This is a genomic window from Salibacter sp. (assembly GCF_031581065.1).
Lineage (GTDB): Bacteria > Bacteroidota > Bacteroidia > Flavobacteriales_G > Salibacteraceae > Salibacter.
This window is the reverse complement of record NZ_JAVLBN010000042.1, coordinates 1-19454: the sequence shown is the minus strand read 5'-3', so window position 1 is coordinate 19454 and position 19454 is coordinate 1. Positions and strand designations below refer to the sequence as shown.

Below are 19454 nucleotides of genomic sequence, written 5' to 3'. Positions count from 1 at the left end.
GAAGCTTCGCATTTCTACAAATCAAAACTGAAATTCATGCATTTAAACCCAAAGCACGAACAGCGAAAACCGAAAAACCATCAAATTCTTCCTGAAATCGAAAAATTGGGCATAAAAAAAGTCCCAACTGAGCAGTTGAGACTTTTGTGATCTGGCTGGGGCTCGAACCCAGGACCCTCTCCTTAAAAGGGAGATGCTCTACCAACTGAGCTACCAGATCTCCTTTCCAAAATGGGACTGCAAATATAGAAGCCCTGTTTTAAATCACAAACCAACTTTTACTTTTTTCTAAATATTTTTTCGTCCCCCGTTTTAACAGGCTTTTTTCCATTTTGTCCGTGAGGGAGTTATGTTTTTCTTTGAACCGTAAAAAAAATTCATGCAAATATTCATTATCGGCTTCATGGGATCGGGGAAAACCACTGTTGGCAGGAAACTCGCCAATAAAACGGGCTGTTCTTTTTACGATTTAGACCATCTTATCGAAGAAAAGGAACAACAATCCATCGCTTCCATTTTTGAGACCAAAGGCGAGAATACTTTCCGGGAGATCGAAAAGCAACGATTGCGCAAATTCCACGGCTCTGACCATTACGTGCTTTCAACAGGTGGCGGAACACCTGTATTTCACGAAAATATGGACTGGATGCTCGCCAATGGTGTAGTGGTTTACCTCAAGGCTGAGCCGGCTTTCCTGGCGAGCAGACTCAAAAATGAGAAATCGAAACGTCCCCTGATTGCCGGTAAAAATGATGAAGAATTGAAGGTTTTTATCACAAAAATGCTCGAAAAAAGAGAGCCTTTTTACAAAAAAGCACACTTAGAATTCCCGGCTAAAGGACTCAATGCGCAAAAACTAAATGAGCTGGCAACTACTTTAACCACGCAATATCCTCATCGCCAAACTCCACGCTAATATGCTCCTGCAGCGTAGTGGCGAGCGTCAATCCCACATAATCGGCACGGATGGGGAAGAGGCGGTGCCTGCGGTCAACGAGCGTCACGGTTTGTATGGATTTCGGTTCTGACTGTAACAGGTGATTTGCCGCATAAATCAACGCCTTTCCGGTATTGAGCACATCGTCAATCAGGATGATGGTTTTGTTTTTCGTTTCGGTCAGATCCAGCGAGCACTGAACGTCCTTCTCAAGCGGGTGATCCTTATCGAGCTTGATGGTTCCCGAAACAATTTTAGTCGAGTTGATCTTATTCACCTCAGTGGCCAGCCGGTCACAGAGGATGGAACCGCGTGGCTCAACACCCACAAAATACAAACTTTCCTCCTCGATGTTGTTTTCCACGATTTGGTAAGCGATGCGCCTTATCTTTTGCTGAATCTGTTCGTGATTTAAAATCTTGCTCTTGTTCATAATGCTCGTTGTGTTTACAAACTTAAGAATTACTCGTATTTGTGCTGGTACCGTTTTTCCCAGGTAAACAAATAGAGGAAAGCGATAAAGGCACTGATTGATCCCACCCAAAATGCCCAGGAGAAATTAGCCGGATCGTTGTCGTAAATAGCGGCCGATAACAACGCGCCTGTCCCAATTCCAACTTCCAAAGCAATGTACATAGTAGCCATGGCTTTTCCTCTGGCTTCTTCGCGACTAAGGTCGATGGTCCACGCAAAAACGGTTGGACTATTCGTGCCCACAGCCATTCCAAAAAGTATGGCAGCACCAATCAAATGCCATTGAGTAGAAGCAAACCCGATCAACAACATCGCGATGGAAACACTGATCGATGAAAACCGCAAAACTTTTACTCGTCCGAACCGGTCGCTGGCTCTACCGGCAATCAGCCTGATGAACAACGAAGCGATCACGAATACGGTGAAAAAGATGCCTTTATTTTCAAATCCCAGGTGAACGCTGAAATCGGGAATAATGGTGAGCACAATGCCAAAGGAGAAAACGGTGAGCATCATTGTAACTGACGGACCCACAACTCGCGGTTCGTAAAACTCAGAGACTTTCATTTTCAGTAGTTTGGGCGAAAAGGGCTCCGGTTTTTTTACTGTTTCTTTCAATCCCACCAAAACGAGAACAGACATCAAACCAAAAGCGGCACTCGTGTAAAAGAGAACATCAGTTGTGTAGTTGGCCGCAATCCAGCCGCCAATTGACGGGCCTAAAGCCATTCCGGTGCTGTTGAAAATCCCCAAAATACCCATCGCTTCACCGCGTTTGTTGGCGGGAATAATATCCGCTACATAAGCTGAGGTGCCGGTGGGTTTAAAACCCGTACTGAACCCGTGAAAAAACCGCAACAGCAAAAAAGAAGCCACACCGCCAATAAGCGGGTAGAGTCCGCTCGCGATAAAACAAATAGCCGACCCGAAGATCATGACCGGAATTCGGCCAACTTTATCGGCTAACTTACCGCTGAAAGGCCTTGAGAGCATTGCTGTGAGCGTGAAGAGCGAAATGATTAACCCCTTGTAGTCTTCACCGCCAAGCTGGGTTAGATAAGCAGGTAATTGGGGAATGATCATGTTGAAGCTCGAGAAGAAAAATACCGAGCTTGCACACATTATCCAAAACTGTTTCCCATACCTTTGAATCATAGCGTGCAAAGGAAGTGTTTTAAGGAGTAGAAAATGCTTTTTAAGACTAAATTTTGTCAGAGATTTAACAGTAGTTTTTATTTTCGATGAGAATAATCAAAACACGAAAAAATGAACAACCACGAAATAGATTACAAAGTTATTGGCGAAGAAATGCAGTGCGTTGAAATTGAGCTCGATCCGCAGGAAGCGGTAGTAGCTGAGCCGGGTGCACTCATGAGCATGAACAGCGATATTCACATGGATACCATCTTTGGTGATGGCTCAAACCAGTCGAGCGGCCTGATGGGGAAACTCTTTTCGGCCGGGAAACGGGTTCTGACCGGGGAGAATTTATTCATGACGGCTTACACCAACCAGGGACACACGAAAAGTCACGTCACGTTTGCGTCTCCTTATCCGGGAAAAGTGATTCCGCTCGACCTCAGTGAAAAAGGCGGAAAAATTATTTGTCAAAAAGATGCTTTCCTTTGTGCGGCTAAAGGAGTTTCTGTTGGAATTGAATTCAGCAAACGCCTCGGTCGCGGATTTTTTGGTGGTGAGGGCTTCATCATGCAAAAACTGGAAGGTGATGGGATGGCTTTTGTCCATGCTGGTGGAACAATCGTGGAGCGCGAACTAAAACCGGGCGAAACGATCAAGGTTGATACCGGCTGTTTGGTGGCTTTTACGCAGGATGTCGATTACAATATCGAGTACGTGGGCGGAATCAAAAACACGTTTTTTGGCGGTGAGGGAGTTTTCTTTGCTTCGGTAACCGGTCCCGGGAAAGTTTGGGTTCAGTCGCTGCCGTTTAGCCGTCTTGCAGAGCGCATCATCGCCTCCACACCAAAAATGGGCGGTAAAAGAAGAGGTGAAGGAAGCGTCCTTGGCGGACTGGGAGATTTGATTGGTGGTGATAACAAGTTTTAATGCATGCGTGAAGTAGAAAAGAAGCAATTCTCATTCGATAAAACAGTTCGGTATTATCAACTCGGTCAGATCACGGAAAAGACCAAAACCGTGTATTTTGCCACTCACGGCTACGGCATGCTGGCCGAGTTTTTCAGCCGAAAATTTTTGAAACTTGTCGATGACCAATCGGTGGTGATTTTGCCTGAGGGCATGCACCGCTTTTACTGGCAGGGAACCGGAGGTAGAGTAGTGGCCAGCTGGATGACGAAAGATGACAGGGAGGTCGATATAGCCGATAATAAACGATTGCTCAATTCGGTTCTGACCGATGCGGGAGTGAACAAAAACCACAGCATAGTGGCAATCGGTTTTTCGCAGGGAGTGCCCACGCTTTGCAGATGGCTGGTGGAAACGCCTTTTAAAGTTGAAAAACTCATTTGCTGGGCGAGTGATATACCGCAAGATGTTTTGCATAATGAAGGAATTAACATTTTAAATAAATGCAATACACAACTCGTTGTGGGAGATGAAGATGAGTTTATCGCTGAGGAGCGATTGAAGGAGTTTACCACAAAACTCAAATCGGTGGGAGTCGATTTTGATTTAGTCAATTACAACGGGTCGCATAAAATTGAGCCTGATCTACTTTTAAAACTTGTAAAATGAATTCCAGGCTGAGGAAAATAATCGGGATAATTTTCACCCTTTTTGCGTTGGTGATACTTTGGTATGTGCGCAATATCGTTGTTTACGTGGTTGTTTCCATCGTGCTCAGCATCGTGCTCACGCCTGTTATGCGTATCCTGGATCAGGTGAAAATCAAAAAGTTTCATCTTCCAAATTGGCTCAAGGCACTCATTTCTATTTTGCTGGTTTACGGGATTCTGTCTGTTTTCGTGAACGTTTTTACACCACTGCTGGCAAAGGAGATTAAGATACTTTCAGAGATTGAACTGAAAGATGTTTACGAGTCGCTCAACCCGTCCATGACCTTTATTGAGGATAAAATCGATCAGTTCAACTTACGTCCTGATGATTCAGGGAGCAGCCGCGAGTACATGAAACAAAAGATTTTGTCGTTTTTGGATGTTGGGCACATACCAACATTTTTTACATCGGTGATGAGCGGAGTTGGCAGTTTTGTGTTGGCTTTTTTCTCCATTTCATTCATCACTTTTTTTCTGCTGAAAGACCGCTGGATTTTGCATTTATTGATTGAAGCCATTGTTCCTGATCAATACCTTGAAAAAGCAAAGAAAGTAACCGAAAGGGCGCAGAAAACGCTTACTCGTTATTTCATCGGGCTTATTATTCAGGTGAGCATGATTACCACTTTTGTGAGTGTATCGCTCACAATACTGGGAGTTGATAACGCACTTGTTATCGGGTTCTTTGCCGGAATGATCAACGTGATTCCGTATATAGGTCCGCTTATTGGTGCCGTGTTTGGAATGATCATCGCTATTACCACCAACCTCGATATGGAATTCTCAACTGAGCTGTTACCATTTGTTTTAAAAGTAGGCTCGGTCTTTCTCATTGTTCAATTGACTGATAATATCGTTTTTCAGCCACTCATTTTTTCCAATTCAATCAAGGCACATCCGCTGGAGATCTTTTTGGTGATTTTGGTTGCCGGTCAGCTCGCAGGTATCATTGGAATGGTGATAGCAGTTCCGGCCTACAGTTTTATCCGCATCGTTGCCAGGGAGTTTTTCTCAGAGTTTAAATTTATCAAGCGAATAACCAGCGAAGTAGGGGATGAAGATTAGTTAACTATAAAAATAGTTGAAAAACTAAAAATTTAGTTATAAGTTTGGAGTATGAAAAAGAAAAACTCCAAACAACTCACACAAGCCGAGGAAGAAATCATGCAGGTGCTGTGGCAAAAGGAGCAGGCATTTGTAAAAGAGATCCTGGCAGATTTACCCGATCCAAAACCGGCTTATAATACGGTTTCCACAATTGTTCGCATCCTGGAAGACAAAGGTTTTGTCGATCACAGGAGTTACGGGCGCACGCATCAGTATTTCCCAAAAATTTCAAAAGCAGACTACGCAAAAACTCAGGTTAAAAAACTGCTGGGTAATTACTTCCAGGGTAGTCCGTCAAGTATGTTATCCTTTTTCCTGAAGGAGAAAGAACTTTCAGTTAGCGAGTTAGATGAAATTTTAAACGACATAAAAAAGGAGAAGTGATGAACCAGATTATCGAACCCATTATTTGGCTAAATATCGGAATTGCCATTTCAGCATTGCTCTATTTTACTTTGCTGAAAAACACCACGACTTTTCGTTTCAACCGATTCTTTTTGATTCTCGTTCCATTCGTTTTTGTGGCGCTTTACTTTTTGCCGTGGTCGCAGTCTATCACGGTTTTGGAAGGCTATACAATCAACATGGAAGAGATTGTAATTGGTAACGGTAACGGTCAGAGCCAGGACCGGCAAACCGATTACCTCACTATCGGGCTGATTTCGGTTCTGATCATTGGTGTTGTACTATCATTGAAAAACACACTTACAGCCTTTTTAGAAACCCGTAAAAGTGTTGAAAAGCATGAAGGCGTTTTCCTGGGTGATTTTGAGCAACCATTTTCATTCCTGAATAAGGTGTTTATTCCTACTCAGTTTAAGGAAGAGCAATCACTCACTTACATTATCAATCACGAAAAAATTCACGTAGAACAAGCTCACTACCTTGATTTGCTTGTTATGGAGCTCTTTCAGGTTGTGGCGTGGTTCAACCCGCTTTTTTGGCTGCTGAGAAAACAAGTCAAAATGAACCACGAGTTCCTGGCCGATCAGGGTATTTTAGAAAATGAGAAAAATATTAATGATTATAAACAGGTGCTTTTGAGCGCATCACTCGGAATTCGCGCGGTTTCGTTGTACTCGATGTTTGCCCGGGAGTCGCCACTAAAACGGAGAATCGATATGATCAACAAATCAAAAAAGCCTATTCACTGGCTACGTTTATTTACTGTAATCACTCTTGTGAGTGGTTCAGCGCTCGTACTAAAGTCGTGTACTGAAGAAAAACATGACCAAACAGGGGAACAGGCCAAAACTGTTCAAAGTGAAATAGAGACAGCAGATTTTAAAAATGTTGAAGTTAATCCGGAATTTCCCGGTGGTCAAAAGGAGCTAATTAATTACCTGAGTAAAAATATTGTATACCCAGAGGCTGCTAAAAGTGATGGGGTGTCAGGTGTTGTTTATTGCAGTTTTGTTATTGATAAAGATGGTAGTATAAGTAATGTTAAAGTCCTTAAAGGATTGAGTCCAGAATTAGATCAGGCTGCTAAAGATGCAATCGCCAATATGCCCGATTGGGAACCTGGAGTTCACAAAGACGGTCATGCTGTTCCGGTCGAATTCAACTTGCCTATTCGTTTCACTTTAAAAGGTGAAAAAGAGGAAAACCAGAAAGAGAAATAGCTATTACAGCAACTTAACGAATTGAAAAAGAGTATTACTTAAACTAATATACACAGGTCAATTTGTTAATAGCGAATTAGTTATATGTAAGCCAATTAAATTTGGTTCAATCTATGGGTTAACTTGTGAGTGAGGGCAGTGAGTATTTTTACTCATTGCCCTTTTCCTTTTATTGGTCAATATTTGGAGCATCAATAAAGTCGTCTCGCACTCCCCCCGTTGACCCCTTGAGAGAATGCCTGTAAGAAACTTATTCAATTATACACAAATCCTTCTTACATTTGAAAGGTGGTTAGGATAGTTGTAGAGAATAAGCTATTTGGCGGGCATTTGTTGGAATTATTGAAACCAAAGCATCAGGTTCAGCTTTTGACAGTGGAAGAATTTCATTTAACCACTGTTGAAGCTGGAGATGTTGTGGTTTGTGAAATCCCTGAGTTAGCCTGGTGTGATTACAAACTGGCTAAGGAGCTCGTGGAACTCCTGCAGGTTGTAATCGCGTTGGGCTTTCAATCATCTGTTCATATTCCGGTTTTACAGCGTGATTTTGGCGTTCGCTACTTTATTACTGAAAACGCTGGGCCTGAGGACTTACTCCTAATTCTCAATTCTATCGGTTCTGACCGATATAAAGCTGAAGAATCTATTCCCACTTTTGATCATTCCAGTATCAATACACAACTGTCACAAGCTGAGTATGATGTGTTGTACTGGCTTTGCCGTGATAGTAGCAGCAAGCAAATTGCCCATTTTTTGGGTAAGAGCCAGCGGACTGTTGAGAATATCAGGTATAAACTTTCAAAAAAGCTGGATGTTCACAGTACAGTAGGTCTTGTGAAATGGGCTTACGATAACAAAGTCGTTTTTCCTGTATTAGAAGATGACTTTTATGAAATAACTTTGCAAAACGATAATAAAGAATAGAAGTTATGATGCGTTTCAATGTAAGCGAGATAAATGAATGTATTAGAACCAGACGTAGTATTTATCCTGAGCAATTCTCAGATCGTAAGGTACACAAAGAGCTAATTGAAGTATTGCTGGAAAATGCGCGTTGGGCACCAACTCACAAACTCACTCAACCCTGGCGATTCAAGGTTTTCATGGAAGACGGGTTGAAACGTTTTGCTGAATGGCATAGCGAAACGTACAAAAAAATTACTCCGCCAGAGAAATTCAAGGAGATGAAATACAGGAAACTGAGAGAGCGTCCATTGAAATCTTCAGCCGTTATTGCGATCGTGATGCAACGTGACGAAAAGGAAAGTATTCCGGTTGAAGAAGAGATTGCAGCTGTTGCTGCCGCAGTTCAAAACATGCACATTACCTGCAGTGCTTACGGCCTGGCTGCTTACTGGGGTTCTGGCGGACTCACATACACTGATGAAATGAAAGAGTTTTTGGGAATTGGTGAAAAAGATCTCTGTCTGGGAATGTTCTTCATCGGTTATCCTGATTTAGAGTGGCCGCGGAAAACCATGAGAATGGAAAGGCGAAAAGTCACAGAGTTTATTACAAAATAATAAAAAAAGGCCCGTCAAGCGGGCCTTTTTTAGTATTCTAAGTTCGTTTGAATTAAGATCCTACTTCTTCAACATTAGCTGTAATGTTGAGAACTGTTTGAGGAGGGTTTGTGTTTGCCTGAATAGTAACAGTTTTGCTTTGACGACCTTTTTGTTTTCCGGGTTTGTAAACAACTTTAATCTCTCCTTCATCACCCGGAGCAATTGGTTCTTTAGGATATTCAGGAACTGTACATCCGCATGATCCTTTTGCTGATTGAATAATCAATGGATTTTCTCCGGTATTCGTGAATTTGAATACTTTTTCATTTGTTGTTTGCTGCTTGATTTGACCAAAGTCATGTGCTTTTTGAGCAAAGTTCACTGACGTTGGAGGGCCCTGTGGTTTTGGTGGCTGCTGTTGCTGCTTTTGTTGTTGCTGTTTGCGCAATTGCTCCTGCATTTGCTGTTGCATGCTTTGCTGCTGATTGTTTTGAGGTTGCTGCTGGGCTTGTTGGTTGCGATTGTTTGACGCTTGAGCAGTATTGGATCTTCTCGGAATTGGATCTTCTTTGATAAAAGTTCCGTAGATTACAGTAGCTGCGATTACTACTAACAATGCGAATTTGATGTTTTCTTTCATTTGGTCATTCATAGTCTATCAATTTTAGTCGTTCAAATTTAACAAACTGTTTTAATTATTTTGAATCAAGGCGATCAAACCAATCGCTTTTAAAAGTTTTCAATGCTTTGTTATAAGCATCGTCACTTTTGTTGGTGAGTTGATAATAAGCACTTGAACCGTAAAGTCCGCGCGCAATTAAGCCTCTTAGAGAGTTGGTTAACAGAGACTTTGATTTTTCAATATCCTCTTCATTCTTTTCTACACCTTCCTCTTCAGCATAGGCGATAAATTCTTTCAGGAGGTTTTCATCCTCAAAATTGTTTATGAATTCATTAACAGTTTTGTACTTACGCTCGAGCTTTTTTCGGTTCTGATCGAGATAATTGAGAGAAAAGTCATTGATTATTCCTTTGCGGATTACTTTTCCGTAATAGTCAGATCCGCGGGAAGTATCGGCCGGAACGAAAATATCAGGCATGATGCCACCACCACCATAAACTGTTCTACCTTTTTTCAGTGTTTCGTAATGAAGAGAATCTGGTAAATCAATGCTATCAGGATTGACGAGCTCGCCATTACCTAATCTGTCATAGATCGACTGGTAATAAGCCTTTTTTCCATCTTCGTAAGGACGCTGAATACATCTTCCGCTCGGAGTGTGGTAGCGAGAGATTGTCAACCTCAGTGCACTGCCATCTGATAATTTGAACTCTTTTTGAACCAGTCCTTTTCCAAATGATCTGCGTCCAATAACCAATCCGCGATCCCAGTCCTGAACCGCACCTGAAACAATCTCACTCGCTGATGCTGATCCTTCATCGATGAGTACGATGAGCTTTCCTTTTTCAAATTCTCCTTTTTTGGTAGCGTACTGTTCGGCTCTTTTGAACGCGCGCCCTTCAGTGTACACGATAAGTTGATCATCTTTGAGGAATTGATCAGCTAACTCGATTGCCACGTTGAGGTAGCCACCGCTATTACCGCGTAAATCCAGAATCATATTTTCCATTCCCGCTTCTTTTAGGGAATCCATTGCTGTGTTGATTTCATCCATAGATGTTGCAGCAAAGCGGTTGAGTTTGATGTAACCAACACCCGGTTCAGCCATGTAACTGGCGTCAACAGAATAAATAGGAATTTTATCGCGCTTGATGGTGAAATCGAGAAGTTCTTTTACACCTCTTCTTTTTATAGCTACATCCACTTCAGATCCTTTTGGACCTCTCAGGTTGTCAACTACATCCTGGTTGGTAAAACCAACACCGGCTACAGTAGAATCGTTGATCTCGATGATTTTATCTCCCGATTTAATTCCCAGCTTTTCACTCGGTCCGCCCGGGATAGGGGAAACAACAACAATCGTATCTTTGAGAATATTGAACTGAATTCCAACTCCTTCAAATTTTCCAACGAGTGGTTCATTGGCTCGTTTAACATCTTTTTTAGGGATATAAACAGAGTGAGGATCGAGATCTTCGAGTACTGAACGAATAGCTGTTTCAACTAATTCGTTAGCATTGACAGAATCTACGTAGGCCAGTTCTACATATCTCAAAAAACTCTGAATTTTCTTTTCAGCTTCTGCATCTTTTTGAGCTTGAAGACCATTCGTTGAAAATGCAAGTATCAACAATCCGGTGAAAAGTATCTTTCGCATAAGTGTAAAAATTAATCGCGCCAAAATAGCTATAATGCTAATTTTGGCGCAATGTAATACTTTGAAAATCCTAAATAAAGTTAAGCGTTGTTATTTAGACAACTCTATAGCCTTTTCTGCTGAGAAGATTTGACCTTTCCATTCGCCTACTACAAATGCTCCATCAAATCCCTGTTTTCTCAGTTCATCTTTAAATGCTTTAGCAGCTTCATAAGATTTAAAGTCTCCGGCAACATATTTTGTAACACCATTAGGCTGTTGTTTTTGCTCGAGGTTATCGAGTTGCATGTATTTTTCAAGCGTAGCTGTAGGAACTTCTTTCTTGAATGCACCAATCTGAACTTTAAACCTCAAGTTGCTTTCTTTTTCCTCCTCTGTGAGTTTGCGATCTTTTGGAACACCAAGATCATCCTGTACAACAGTTGCTTTCGCTTCCTGGAGCGTGATTCTGTCTCCGCCTCTAAGAGCAACTACATAAGCGCCATCGTATCCTTTTTGGATCATCTCAATTTTGAGTTCTGCAGCTTTTTTATAATTGGTAAATTCTCCTGCATAAGCTCTGATAAGACCGTCTTTTCCTTTAAAACTAACGAGATCTGGAACTTTACTCAATGTTCTTCTGTTTGGTTTCTTGGAGAAGGCACCAATTTGAACACGGTAAACGGTTCTGTTTTTATCTACTGTTTTTCCCTCAAGACTTCTGGCTTTTTCACCGTCAGAACCTGAAGTACCACCAGACCTTCCTGCAGAACCACCTTGAGAACCTGAAGTTGAACCGGTACCAGCGTCAGCGATATCTTTTACATTACCTAATTTATCGCGAGAAATAACACCTTCACTGTCGATTCCCTGTTGTTTCAGCTCTCCGCGTTTTTCAGTTGCCTTAGCAATAGAGCTATAGTCACCTAAAGCTACTATGATAGTTCCATTTTTGTCAAATGTTTCAACATCTGGTAGAGATAGAATTTCATTGATCAACTCATCAGGAATTGATTCGTCAAACTCACCAATTTTAACTGCGTAACTTCTATCGCGAACGTTGCGGGTTCTTTGGGTTCTGATCGCAGTCACATCAACTGTGTATGTTTCGTTGTCAATAGGTGAGTAGTTACCGGTTGTGTCATTGAATTGGCGAGCCATTTCAGCTAATTGTTCATCAGATAGTGCTACGCCAAGTGAATCAACAGGTGAGTTTTGAGGAGTATTCAATTCTTCGTCTTTGTAATCCGGAACGCCATCGCCATCGGTGTCAACTGCACAACCTTTTTCATCAACCGGAATTCCAACAGGTGTGTTAGGGCATTGATCCCAAAGGTTGACGATTCCATCCTGATCGAGGTCGTCCTGTACATCTGCAACAAAAGGATCATCATTGGCGTAAGGATCTTTTTTAGGCCCTGATTTTGGAGTTTTGTCTTTGTTGAGGTTGAAACTAAGGCCGGCTCCTACGTAGAGTAGTTGATCGTTTTGGGAGTCACCTTTCGGTTCTGACCAAAGTGATGGCGTTGAACCATCCAATTTATCAGTGAAAGTGAAATGGTAAGTAGCGCCAAAGTCAAACCTAAAGCGCGATGTGAGGTTGATGCTCATTCCGGCACTTACCGGAATTGCAAAGGCGAAGTTGTCGTAATATCCTAATTGTTCAGAGTAGAGCTCGCGAACATCTGTCTCGTATTCGTAATCGCGCTGAATGCGTATTGCTCTATTTTGATTTTCTTGAGTTTGGGGAAGGTTCCTGATAGTTCCGTCATCCCAGTAGTGATAAGTGTTTCCGTACTCATCGTAAAGATCTGTTTTGGCGTTGAATTCGAGTACTTCAAAACCAACTCCAATATACGGTTCTGCAGTTCTGTTTTCTTTTAATAAGTGGTGGAAGTTGTATTTTACCTGAACGCCTCCGGCTGTTATTGACGTGCTGAAGTTTCGGTTGAAATTGAGTGAACGCTCGTTAGCGGCTACATTTCCATAGAGGAGGTAGAGCTCAGCATCGAGGTAATCGGTAACTTTTTGCTCAACGCCCAGCCTAAAAGCAAACTGGCTGTTTGATGGTCTGTTGATTCTGAATCCTTTGCTTAGATCACCGTAATAGGTAAGGACACCGCTACCCAAAGTGAATGTTGGTTTCCACACCTTTTCAGTGTCTGTTGAATCATTGCTTGTTTCCTGGTTATCCTGAGCTTTTTGGCCAGTAGCTACAAGGGTTGTCAGTGATAAAAATAGTGCTACTGTATGGCGTAAAATCAATCTCACAGTTTGGTCGGTTTTATTTTAGAGCTGTAAAACTGATCTAAAGTAAGCAATTATTGTGAAACGATACCAAATTTTATGCTACTGAACCCAATTTTGATTGGTTATCATAAGTGCTTCCTGCACAGTTATGCGGTCGCCTTCGTTGTAAGCTACAACAAATGGACCGGGGAAATTGAAGGATGATTTGATGTTTTCGCGACCGTCACGAGCTTGTTTGTAAACCCCAAAACTCCCCGTTGTGTACTTGATCCAGCCTTCGTGGTTTTCCATGAAAAACTGATTTGTAAAGTTGTACTTTTTCTCGATGTAAGGTGCTTTAACATTTTTGTGACCTGCTAAAATTTGCACGCGATATTCGATTCCTTTTACAGGATCCTGAACAGATGTAATTTTCTCTTTTTCAGACTTCTTTTTTGTGTCAGCTACAGCCGAGTTATCTGGGGTGGATGATTCATCAGTTTTTTCGTCTTCAGTGAGGTATTTTTCGGCTAATTCTTCATCGCTTATTTGGTCTTTAGGTTCAGGCTGTTCTACTTTTTCTTCACTGTCAGATCCCTCATCAGCCGGCTTTTCGGTAACCGTATCCTCTGGCTCCGGTTCTGACTGTGGTTGAATATTTTCTTCAGCAGATGCTTCTTTTTCTTCTTTTTCCTCCTCTGGTTGCTGAGCTGGTTCCTCAGTAACTTCTTCTTCAGCTTCTTTGGCAGGAGTTTCATTTGAGGCGAGCATCTCTTGCTCGTCACCTGTTGGCGGCTCGCTCATGATCTCAGCTTTTTGCGTTTTGTTTTCGTGAAGGAAAGAGAGTTCACCTGAGATACCCTCAATGCTTTTAGACTCTGTCTCAGATAAATCAACTGTGTAAGAAACGGAGAAAGTATCGCTTTCGGGCATGCTCATCCACACGAATTTCACTTTTTCGTCAACCTGTGAAAATACAGATTCACTTTTATTGTTTGCTTCAGCAGTTGCTTTGTAAGGAACTACGTCCTGTATTTTTCCAAAACCATTTAGATACTGTGAGTTGACGTTGATCTTTATTTTATAGCGGTTGTCTCCCAAATCTTCAACTTCGCGGTAAACATAAGCGTATGGATTGCGCTGTTTTTTGAGTTCCTCTTCGCTTGGACCAACATTCAGTTTTTCAGTTGGCACGGTGTAAGTCATGCGTTTATTTTCTTCGAGATAAGAAAAAGTCCCACCTAAATCGACTTCAACCACGTATGGATCGGTTACGGTTAGTTTGTATTTTACGGTGAAAGATTCTTCTTCAGGAAGTGCCATCCAAATAATTTTCATTTTGCGCTGGGCATAGGTGAAAGTAGCTCCTTTCGTTTCAATCGGTTCAATTTCCACACCATAAGGGAACAGATGTTGAAATTTAGCAAAGCCTTCAACATCTCCTTTGTTTACAGTTACTGAAACTGTACAGGAGCTCATTGTATCAATGCGCTCAGGGGCTTCCTGAGTGATGGTAATGCTTTTAGAAACGACTGATGTGATTCCGGCAATGAGGAGAATTTGAAGTGGAAGTAAGAGAAACTTAAACATGGCTTTGCACTTAATTGGTGTTTAACAAAGCTATTCGATCACTCACCTGTTACGCGCGAACACCTTTTTAAAGTTTGAACAAAAAATTGTGAATATCCTGTTCACAACCTTGTTCATAACGTGTTGAAAGGTTGTTGATCTAGAAGTTCGGCCGTAGGAGGTACTTAGAGTAAAAGCTGTCTATTTCTTCGATTGCTTCATCAGCCGTGTCAACGAGTTTAAAGATGTACATATCGGGCTCGCTGATGTTGTGTTCTTGCTCTAAAAGGGTTTTTTTAATCCAATCGAGCATACCACCCCAAAAATCTTTGCCAACGAGTATGATAGGAAACTTCCCGATTTTGTTTGTTTGGATAAGTGTAAGGGCTTCAAAAAGTTCATCGAGTGTTCCAAATCCTCCCGGCAACACAATAAAGCCTTGCGAATACTTTACAAACATGAGCTTGCGAACGAAGAAATAATCGAAGTTGATGAGTTTATCGGGGTCGATGTATTCATTGGAATGCTGCTCAAAAGGAAGGTCAATGTTGAGTCCAACAGATTTTCCTTTACCACGCCTGGCGCCTTTGTTAGCTGCTTCCATTACTCCGGGACCACCACCTGTAATAACACCGTAGCCCTGTTGGGTGAGGTTGAAAGCAATTTGTTCAGCGAGGTCGTAATAGCGAGTGTCTGGTTTGGTTCGGGCAGATCCAAAAACAGTAACACACGGGCCAATCTTCCCCATTTTCTCAAAGCCTTCAACGATTTCGCTCATCATCTTAAAGACCTGCCAGCTGTCGGTTGTTTTGATCTCGTTCCAGCTCTTATCTTCAAATGCTTTTTTGACTTTGTCTTCTCTGCTCATGTTACTTTTTATTAGCCTGCACAGCTTTGCGAACACTGCCGTGAGTTAACAATTCTTTTTTTGCTTCCTCTTTGCTGAGTCCGGTTGCTTCGCTCACCATTTTGGTCCCTCTTTCAACGAGTTTGGCGTTGCTCAATTGCATATCTACCATTTTGTTTCCTTCAACACGCCCCAATTTAATCATTACGCTTGTACTGATCATGTTCAGAACCATTTTTTGAGCTGTCCCGGCTTTCATCCGCGTGCTTCCGGTGACGAACTCAGGTCCCACAACAACTTCAATTGGATATTGAGCTGCTTCAGCAACAGGAGTATTTTCATTGCAGGTTATGCAACCGGTTAAAATACTTTTTTCATTGGCGTGTTTCAAGGCACCAACAACGTAAGGGGTTGTACCTGATGCTGCGATACCAACTACAGAATCATTTTCAGAAATATCGTAATCGAGTAAATCCTTCCAGCCCAGATCAGCATCATCTTCAGCTTTTTCAACGGCTTTTCTAATTGCGCCATCACCACCGGCAATCAACCCGATAACGAGTCCGTGGTCAACACCAAATGTTGGCGGACATTCAGATGCGTCTAAAATCCCCAGTCTGCCGCTGGTTCCTGCGCCCAGGTAAAACAACCTGCCGCCTGAAAGCATTCTGTCGGCAATTTGATCGACCAGCTTTTCAATTTGTGGAATTTGTGCTCTGACCGAAGCAGCTACTTTTTCATCTTCACGGTTCATGTTTACGAGCAAATCTCTCGTGCTCATCTTTTCCAGATGATCGTAGTGCGAAGTTGATTCGGTTGTTTTACTCATCGTAAAAAAGGAGGGCGAACCCTCCTCAACTATTAGTAAATTGTTGGATATTCTGCCGGATTGAACTCGTGCATGAGGTTGTAAACGGCATCGTAAATATCATCGACTGATGGCTTGCTAAAGTAGTCACCGTCAGATCCGTAAGCCGGACGATGCGCTTTAGCTGTGAGTGTTACCGGTTCTGAGTCGAGGTGGTAATAACCGCCTTGTTCAGCCAGTACTTGTTGCATCATGTAAGCTGAAGCTCCACCAGGAACATCTTCATCGACAAATACAACGCGATTCGTTTTTTGAAGTGATTGAACGGTCTCGTGATTCAGGTCGAATGGGAGCAGCGTTTGTACGTCAACAACTTCCACTGATATTCCTGCTTCAGCAAGAATTTTAGCAGCTTCTTCAGCCATTCTTACCATAGAGCCGTAAGTCACGACTGTTACGTCTTCACCTTCTTTAACCACATCTATTTTACCGAGTTCAACTTTGAATTCGCCAACATTTTCAGGCACAGCTTCTTTGATTCGGTAACCGTTGAGCGATTCGATTACGATTCCCGGTTCATCGCCTTCTAAGAGTGTGTTGTACATTCCGGCTGCCTGTACCATGTTGCGAGGTGTACAAACGTGTATTCCGCGAACAGAGTTGATGATCATGCCCATTGGTGAACCACTGTGCCAAATACCTTCGAGGCGGTGACCTCTGGTTCTGACGATGAGTGGTGCTTTTTGTCCACCGGCACTTCTGTAGCGCAATGTTGCCAGATCATCAGAAAGTACCTGAATGCAATAGTGGAGGTAATCGAGGTACTGGATTTCAGCGATTGGGCGCAAGCCGCGCATCGCCATTCCAATTCCCTGACCGATGATTGTGTTTTCACGAATTCCGGTATCGGATACGCGATCTACACCGTATTTTTCCTGTAATCCTTCAAGTCCCTGGTTCACACCACCAATCTTTCCTGAGTCTTCACCAAATATGAGTACCTCAGGACGGTTTTTGAGAATGTAATCGAAGTTGTCGCGCAGTATTTCGCGACCGTCTTTCATTTCCGGTTCTGACGGGTAAGTTGCGTGAACCGTTTTGACGTTTGTAGCTGAGAGGTCACTCTCAGAGTGGAGGTGTTTGTCGTAGCGATCTTTGCTGGTTTGGTCGTAATTCCTGAACCAGTTTAGCAGTTGGTCGCGCTCGTTGCTCTGCTCATTTCTGGTAGAGCGGAGTACTTTTTTCACTACGACCATAATGTCTTTGCGAAGAGGCTCTTTGTTATCGCTGAGCTCTTTGATGTCTTTATTTAAAAATGCTTTGTTTGCGCTGGCTGCCACTACCGGTTCCATCAATTTCATCGCCTCGGCCTTTTCTGCTTTGATCGGCTTGAGGAATTCCTGTAGTGCTGTTTTCTTGGCATCGCGGGCACGCTTTTTGGCATCTTTTTGGATCTGATCGAGTTCCTCTTCAGTTGCGAGTTCTTTTTTCAGAATCCAGTTGCGCATTTGCGCAATACCATCGAATTCTTTTTCCCAGTCGAGACGATCTTTTGACTTGTAACGCTCGTGCGAACCAGATGTCGAGTGTCCCTGTGGTTGTGTAACTTCTTCAACGTGAACGAGTACAGGGATATGTTTTTCGCGTGCAATCTCAGCTGCTTTTTCGTAAGTGAGGCACAGGTTAGCGTAATCCCATGCTTTCACGTTCAGCATTTCAAATCCTTGTGCGTCATCAGTGCGTTGGAATCCTTTGAGTGCCTCAGAGATGCTCTCCTTAATTGTTTGGTATTTCTTTTCAACTGAAATGCCGTATCCGTCATCCCAAACAGACATCACCATCGGAACCTGGAGAACACCGGCTGCGTTGAGCGTTTCCCAAAATACACCTTCAGATGTTGAGGCGTCACCGATAGATCCAAAAGCGATTTCCTGTCCGTTTTTCGAAAATTTAGATGTCCATTCAACATCTTTGAGCGCTCCCGATTCACGGTACACTTTTGATGCTTGTGCCAGTCCGAGTAAGCGAGACATTTGTCCGGCTGTTGGACTGATATCAGTTGAAGTATTTTTTTGAGCTGTTAAGTCTTTCCATGTCCCGTCTTCGTTGAGAGAACGAGTAGAAAAGTGTGCGTTCATTTGGCGACCACCTGATGCCGGATCGAATTCGATATCAGCGTGAGCGTATAATTGAGCATAAAAAGATTCCAGTGTGATGATGCCTGCTGCTAACATCCAGGTTTGATCGCGGTAATACCCCGATCTAAAGTCACCTTCCTGAAACTGTTTGGCCAGTGCTATTTGCGCTATTTCCTTTCCGTCTCCAAAGATTCCAAACTTGGCCTTTCCTGTTAGCACTTCTCTACGACCAAGTAAACTCGCCTCTCTACTTTCATTCGCCAGTTTAAAATCGGCTAGTATCTCTTCTTTCAACTCTTGCTGTGTGAGTTCTTCCACTTCAGCTCCTTCGTTTTTTGTATTTGCCATGTATAGTCTTCTTATTAGATGAGAACGATGTGGCGCGAAGATACAAAAAACTGTCTTTTTTTAGATTGTTGAGAACGAGTGTTATTGCGTATTTAATATTAGATTGAGGTTGAGGTTGAGGTTGAGGTTGAGGTCGAGATTGAGGTCGAGAGCATTCAAATGATGTTTTTGGTTGATTGTTTATTGAAGGATCGCTTGTTTTTTAAGGCGAAATACCCGGTTGCCGAGCGGAGCCGAGGTATAGGGAGTTAAAAGTTGAAGGCCAAGGTCAAGCCAGAGGTGCTGACCGGAGCGTCAGTAGAAAGGTCGAGGAGGAGAAGGTTAAGGTGAAGTTCCGTTCCTTGTGTTATATATGGTATTCGAATATGTAGGATTGCGATGCATCGCAATCCTACATATTCAAATGAAGCCAATCGCCAGCCTACAGTGAATCACTAAACTCCTCAATATTTTTCACAAAAGTGCTCCACAGGTATTTTTCTTTTTCTTCCTCAACGCCCTGCTTGAATTTTTGAGTGAGGTTTTCATCAAAGAAGCGTTTTATTGCAGTTGCTATTTCGGTCGGATCCTTTTCCACCACAAATCCCACTTTTTCGTGTGGCACAAATTCGCTCAATCCGCCAACATTGGTGACGAGCATCGGGGTATTGAACTGGTAAGCGATTTGTGTGATTCCGCTTTGACTGGCAGTATGGTAGGTTTGTGCCACCAGGTCGGCAGCGCTGAAATAGAGTTTCACATCCTCGTTGGGGACAAATCGGTTGTCGATATGCACTTTTCCTGTGAGGTCGTGTTTCTGGATTAAGTCTGTGTACGCATCCGGACTGTCGTAGAATTCGCCCACAATTTGCAG

The 19454-nt window shown here is 42.7% G+C and carries 18 protein-coding genes and 1 tRNA gene; 8 read left to right on the top strand and 11 right to left on the bottom strand.

The genetic code is table 11. The annotated features are described in order from the left end of the window. Nucleotides 1-147: 147 nt before the first annotated feature. Nucleotides 148-220: transfer RNA gene (locus RI557_RS09470), tRNA-Lys, on the bottom strand. A gap of 159 nt (nt 221-379) precedes the next feature. Between RI557_RS09470 and RI557_RS09465 the strand changes: the two genes are divergently transcribed. After that, nucleotides 380-916 (top strand): shikimate kinase, encoded by a 537-nt coding sequence (locus RI557_RS09465; RefSeq protein ID WP_310683458.1) that lies wholly within the window; start codon nt 380-382, stop codon nt 914-916. Here the strand turns inward: RI557_RS09465 and RI557_RS09460 are convergent. Both RI557_RS09460 and RI557_RS09455 read right to left on the bottom strand, forming a co-directional pair. Then, nucleotides 873-1370: a phosphoribosyltransferase family protein gene (locus tag RI557_RS09460; RefSeq protein WP_310683456.1), complete on the bottom strand. Its 498-nt coding sequence runs from the start codon at nt 1368-1370 to the stop codon at nt 873-875. The genes RI557_RS09465 and RI557_RS09460 overlap by 44 nt on opposite strands. A gap of 29 nt (nt 1371-1399) precedes the next feature. Then, complete coding sequence (locus RI557_RS09455) at nt 1400-2533, bottom strand: MFS transporter (RefSeq protein ID WP_310683455.1); 1134 nt, start codon at nt 2531-2533, stop codon at nt 1400-1402. Between the two features lie 144 nt (nt 2534-2677). Between RI557_RS09455 and RI557_RS09450 the strand changes: the two genes are divergently transcribed. The 7 genes from RI557_RS09450 to RI557_RS09420 all read left to right on the top strand — a co-directional run bounded on the left by RI557_RS09450 (nt 2678) and on the right by RI557_RS09420 (nt 8422). Then, nucleotides 2678-3478, top strand: coding sequence for a TIGR00266 family protein (locus RI557_RS09450; RefSeq protein WP_310668147.1), 801 nt, complete (start codon nt 2678-2680; stop codon nt 3476-3478). 3 nt (nt 3479-3481) lie between these two features. Further along, nucleotides 3482-4126, top strand: a complete 645-nt coding sequence (locus RI557_RS09445; protein ID WP_310683454.1) for a hypothetical protein — start codon at nt 3482-3484, stop codon at nt 4124-4126. Next, on the top strand, nt 4123-5232 hold the full coding sequence (locus RI557_RS09440; protein WP_310668145.1) for an AI-2E family transporter: 1110 nt from the start codon (nt 4123-4125) through the stop codon (nt 5230-5232). The genes RI557_RS09445 and RI557_RS09440 overlap by 4 nt, the downstream gene beginning before the upstream one ends. 51 nt (nt 5233-5283) lie before the next feature. Further along, nucleotides 5284-5658: a BlaI/MecI/CopY family transcriptional regulator gene (locus RI557_RS09435; protein WP_310668144.1), complete on the top strand. Its 375-nt coding sequence runs from the start codon at nt 5284-5286 to the stop codon at nt 5656-5658. After that, nucleotides 5658-6899 carry a TonB family protein gene (locus tag RI557_RS09430; protein ID WP_310683452.1) on the top strand — a complete coding sequence of 414 codons (1242 nt, stop codon included), beginning with the start codon at nt 5658-5660 and terminating at the stop codon, nt 6897-6899. Before RI557_RS09435 ends, RI557_RS09430 begins: the two co-directional genes overlap by 1 nt. Nucleotides 6900-7187: 288 nt before the next feature. After that, the gene (locus tag RI557_RS09425; protein WP_310668142.1) at nt 7188-7823 is read left to right on the top strand and encodes a LuxR C-terminal-related transcriptional regulator; all 636 of its coding nucleotides are present in this window, start codon (nt 7188-7190) and stop codon (nt 7821-7823) included. A 5-nt stretch (nt 7824-7828) separates the two neighbouring features. Beyond that, nucleotides 7829-8422, top strand: a complete 594-nt coding sequence (locus RI557_RS09420) for a nitroreductase (RefSeq protein ID WP_310668141.1) — start codon at nt 7829-7831, stop codon at nt 8420-8422. A gap of 52 nt (nt 8423-8474) precedes the next feature. Here the strand turns inward: RI557_RS09420 and RI557_RS09415 are convergent, their stop codons facing one another. From RI557_RS09415 to RI557_RS09380, 8 genes are all read right to left on the bottom strand, one after another. After that, complete coding sequence (locus RI557_RS09415) at nt 8475-9056, bottom strand: DUF1573 domain-containing protein (RefSeq protein ID WP_310668140.1); 582 nt, start codon at nt 9054-9056, stop codon at nt 8475-8477. 43 nt (nt 9057-9099) lie between these two features. Beyond that, complete coding sequence (locus tag RI557_RS09410) at nt 9100-10683, bottom strand: S41 family peptidase (protein ID WP_310683450.1); 1584 nt, start codon at nt 10681-10683, stop codon at nt 9100-9102. A 90-nt stretch (nt 10684-10773) separates the two neighbouring features. Continuing rightward, nucleotides 10774-12933, bottom strand: a complete 2160-nt coding sequence (locus RI557_RS09405) for an SPOR domain-containing protein (RefSeq protein ID WP_310683448.1) — start codon at nt 12931-12933, stop codon at nt 10774-10776. A 78-nt stretch (nt 12934-13011) separates the two neighbouring features. Beyond that, complete coding sequence (locus RI557_RS09400; protein ID WP_310683446.1) at nt 13012-14481, bottom strand: hypothetical protein; 1470 nt, start codon at nt 14479-14481, stop codon at nt 13012-13014. Nucleotides 14482-14620: 139 nt separating this feature from the next. After that, nucleotides 14621-15328, bottom strand: a complete 708-nt coding sequence (locus RI557_RS09395) for a TIGR00730 family Rossman fold protein (protein ID WP_310668136.1) — start codon at nt 15326-15328, stop codon at nt 14621-14623. Between the two features lies 1 nt (nt 15329). Continuing rightward, entirely contained in the window at nt 15330-16136 is an 807-nt protein-coding gene (murQ, locus tag RI557_RS09390) for an N-acetylmuramic acid 6-phosphate etherase (protein ID WP_310683444.1), read from the bottom strand. Nucleotides 16137-16168: 32 nt separating this feature from the next. Further along, on the bottom strand, nt 16169-18601 hold the full coding sequence (locus RI557_RS09385; protein ID WP_310683442.1) for a thiamine pyrophosphate-dependent enzyme: 2433 nt from the start codon (nt 18599-18601) through the stop codon (nt 16169-16171). A 421-nt stretch (nt 18602-19022) separates the two neighbouring features. Further along, nucleotides 19023-19454: glycosyltransferase (locus RI557_RS09380; protein ID WP_310683440.1), on the bottom strand; the 432-nt coding region annotated here is incomplete at its 5' end.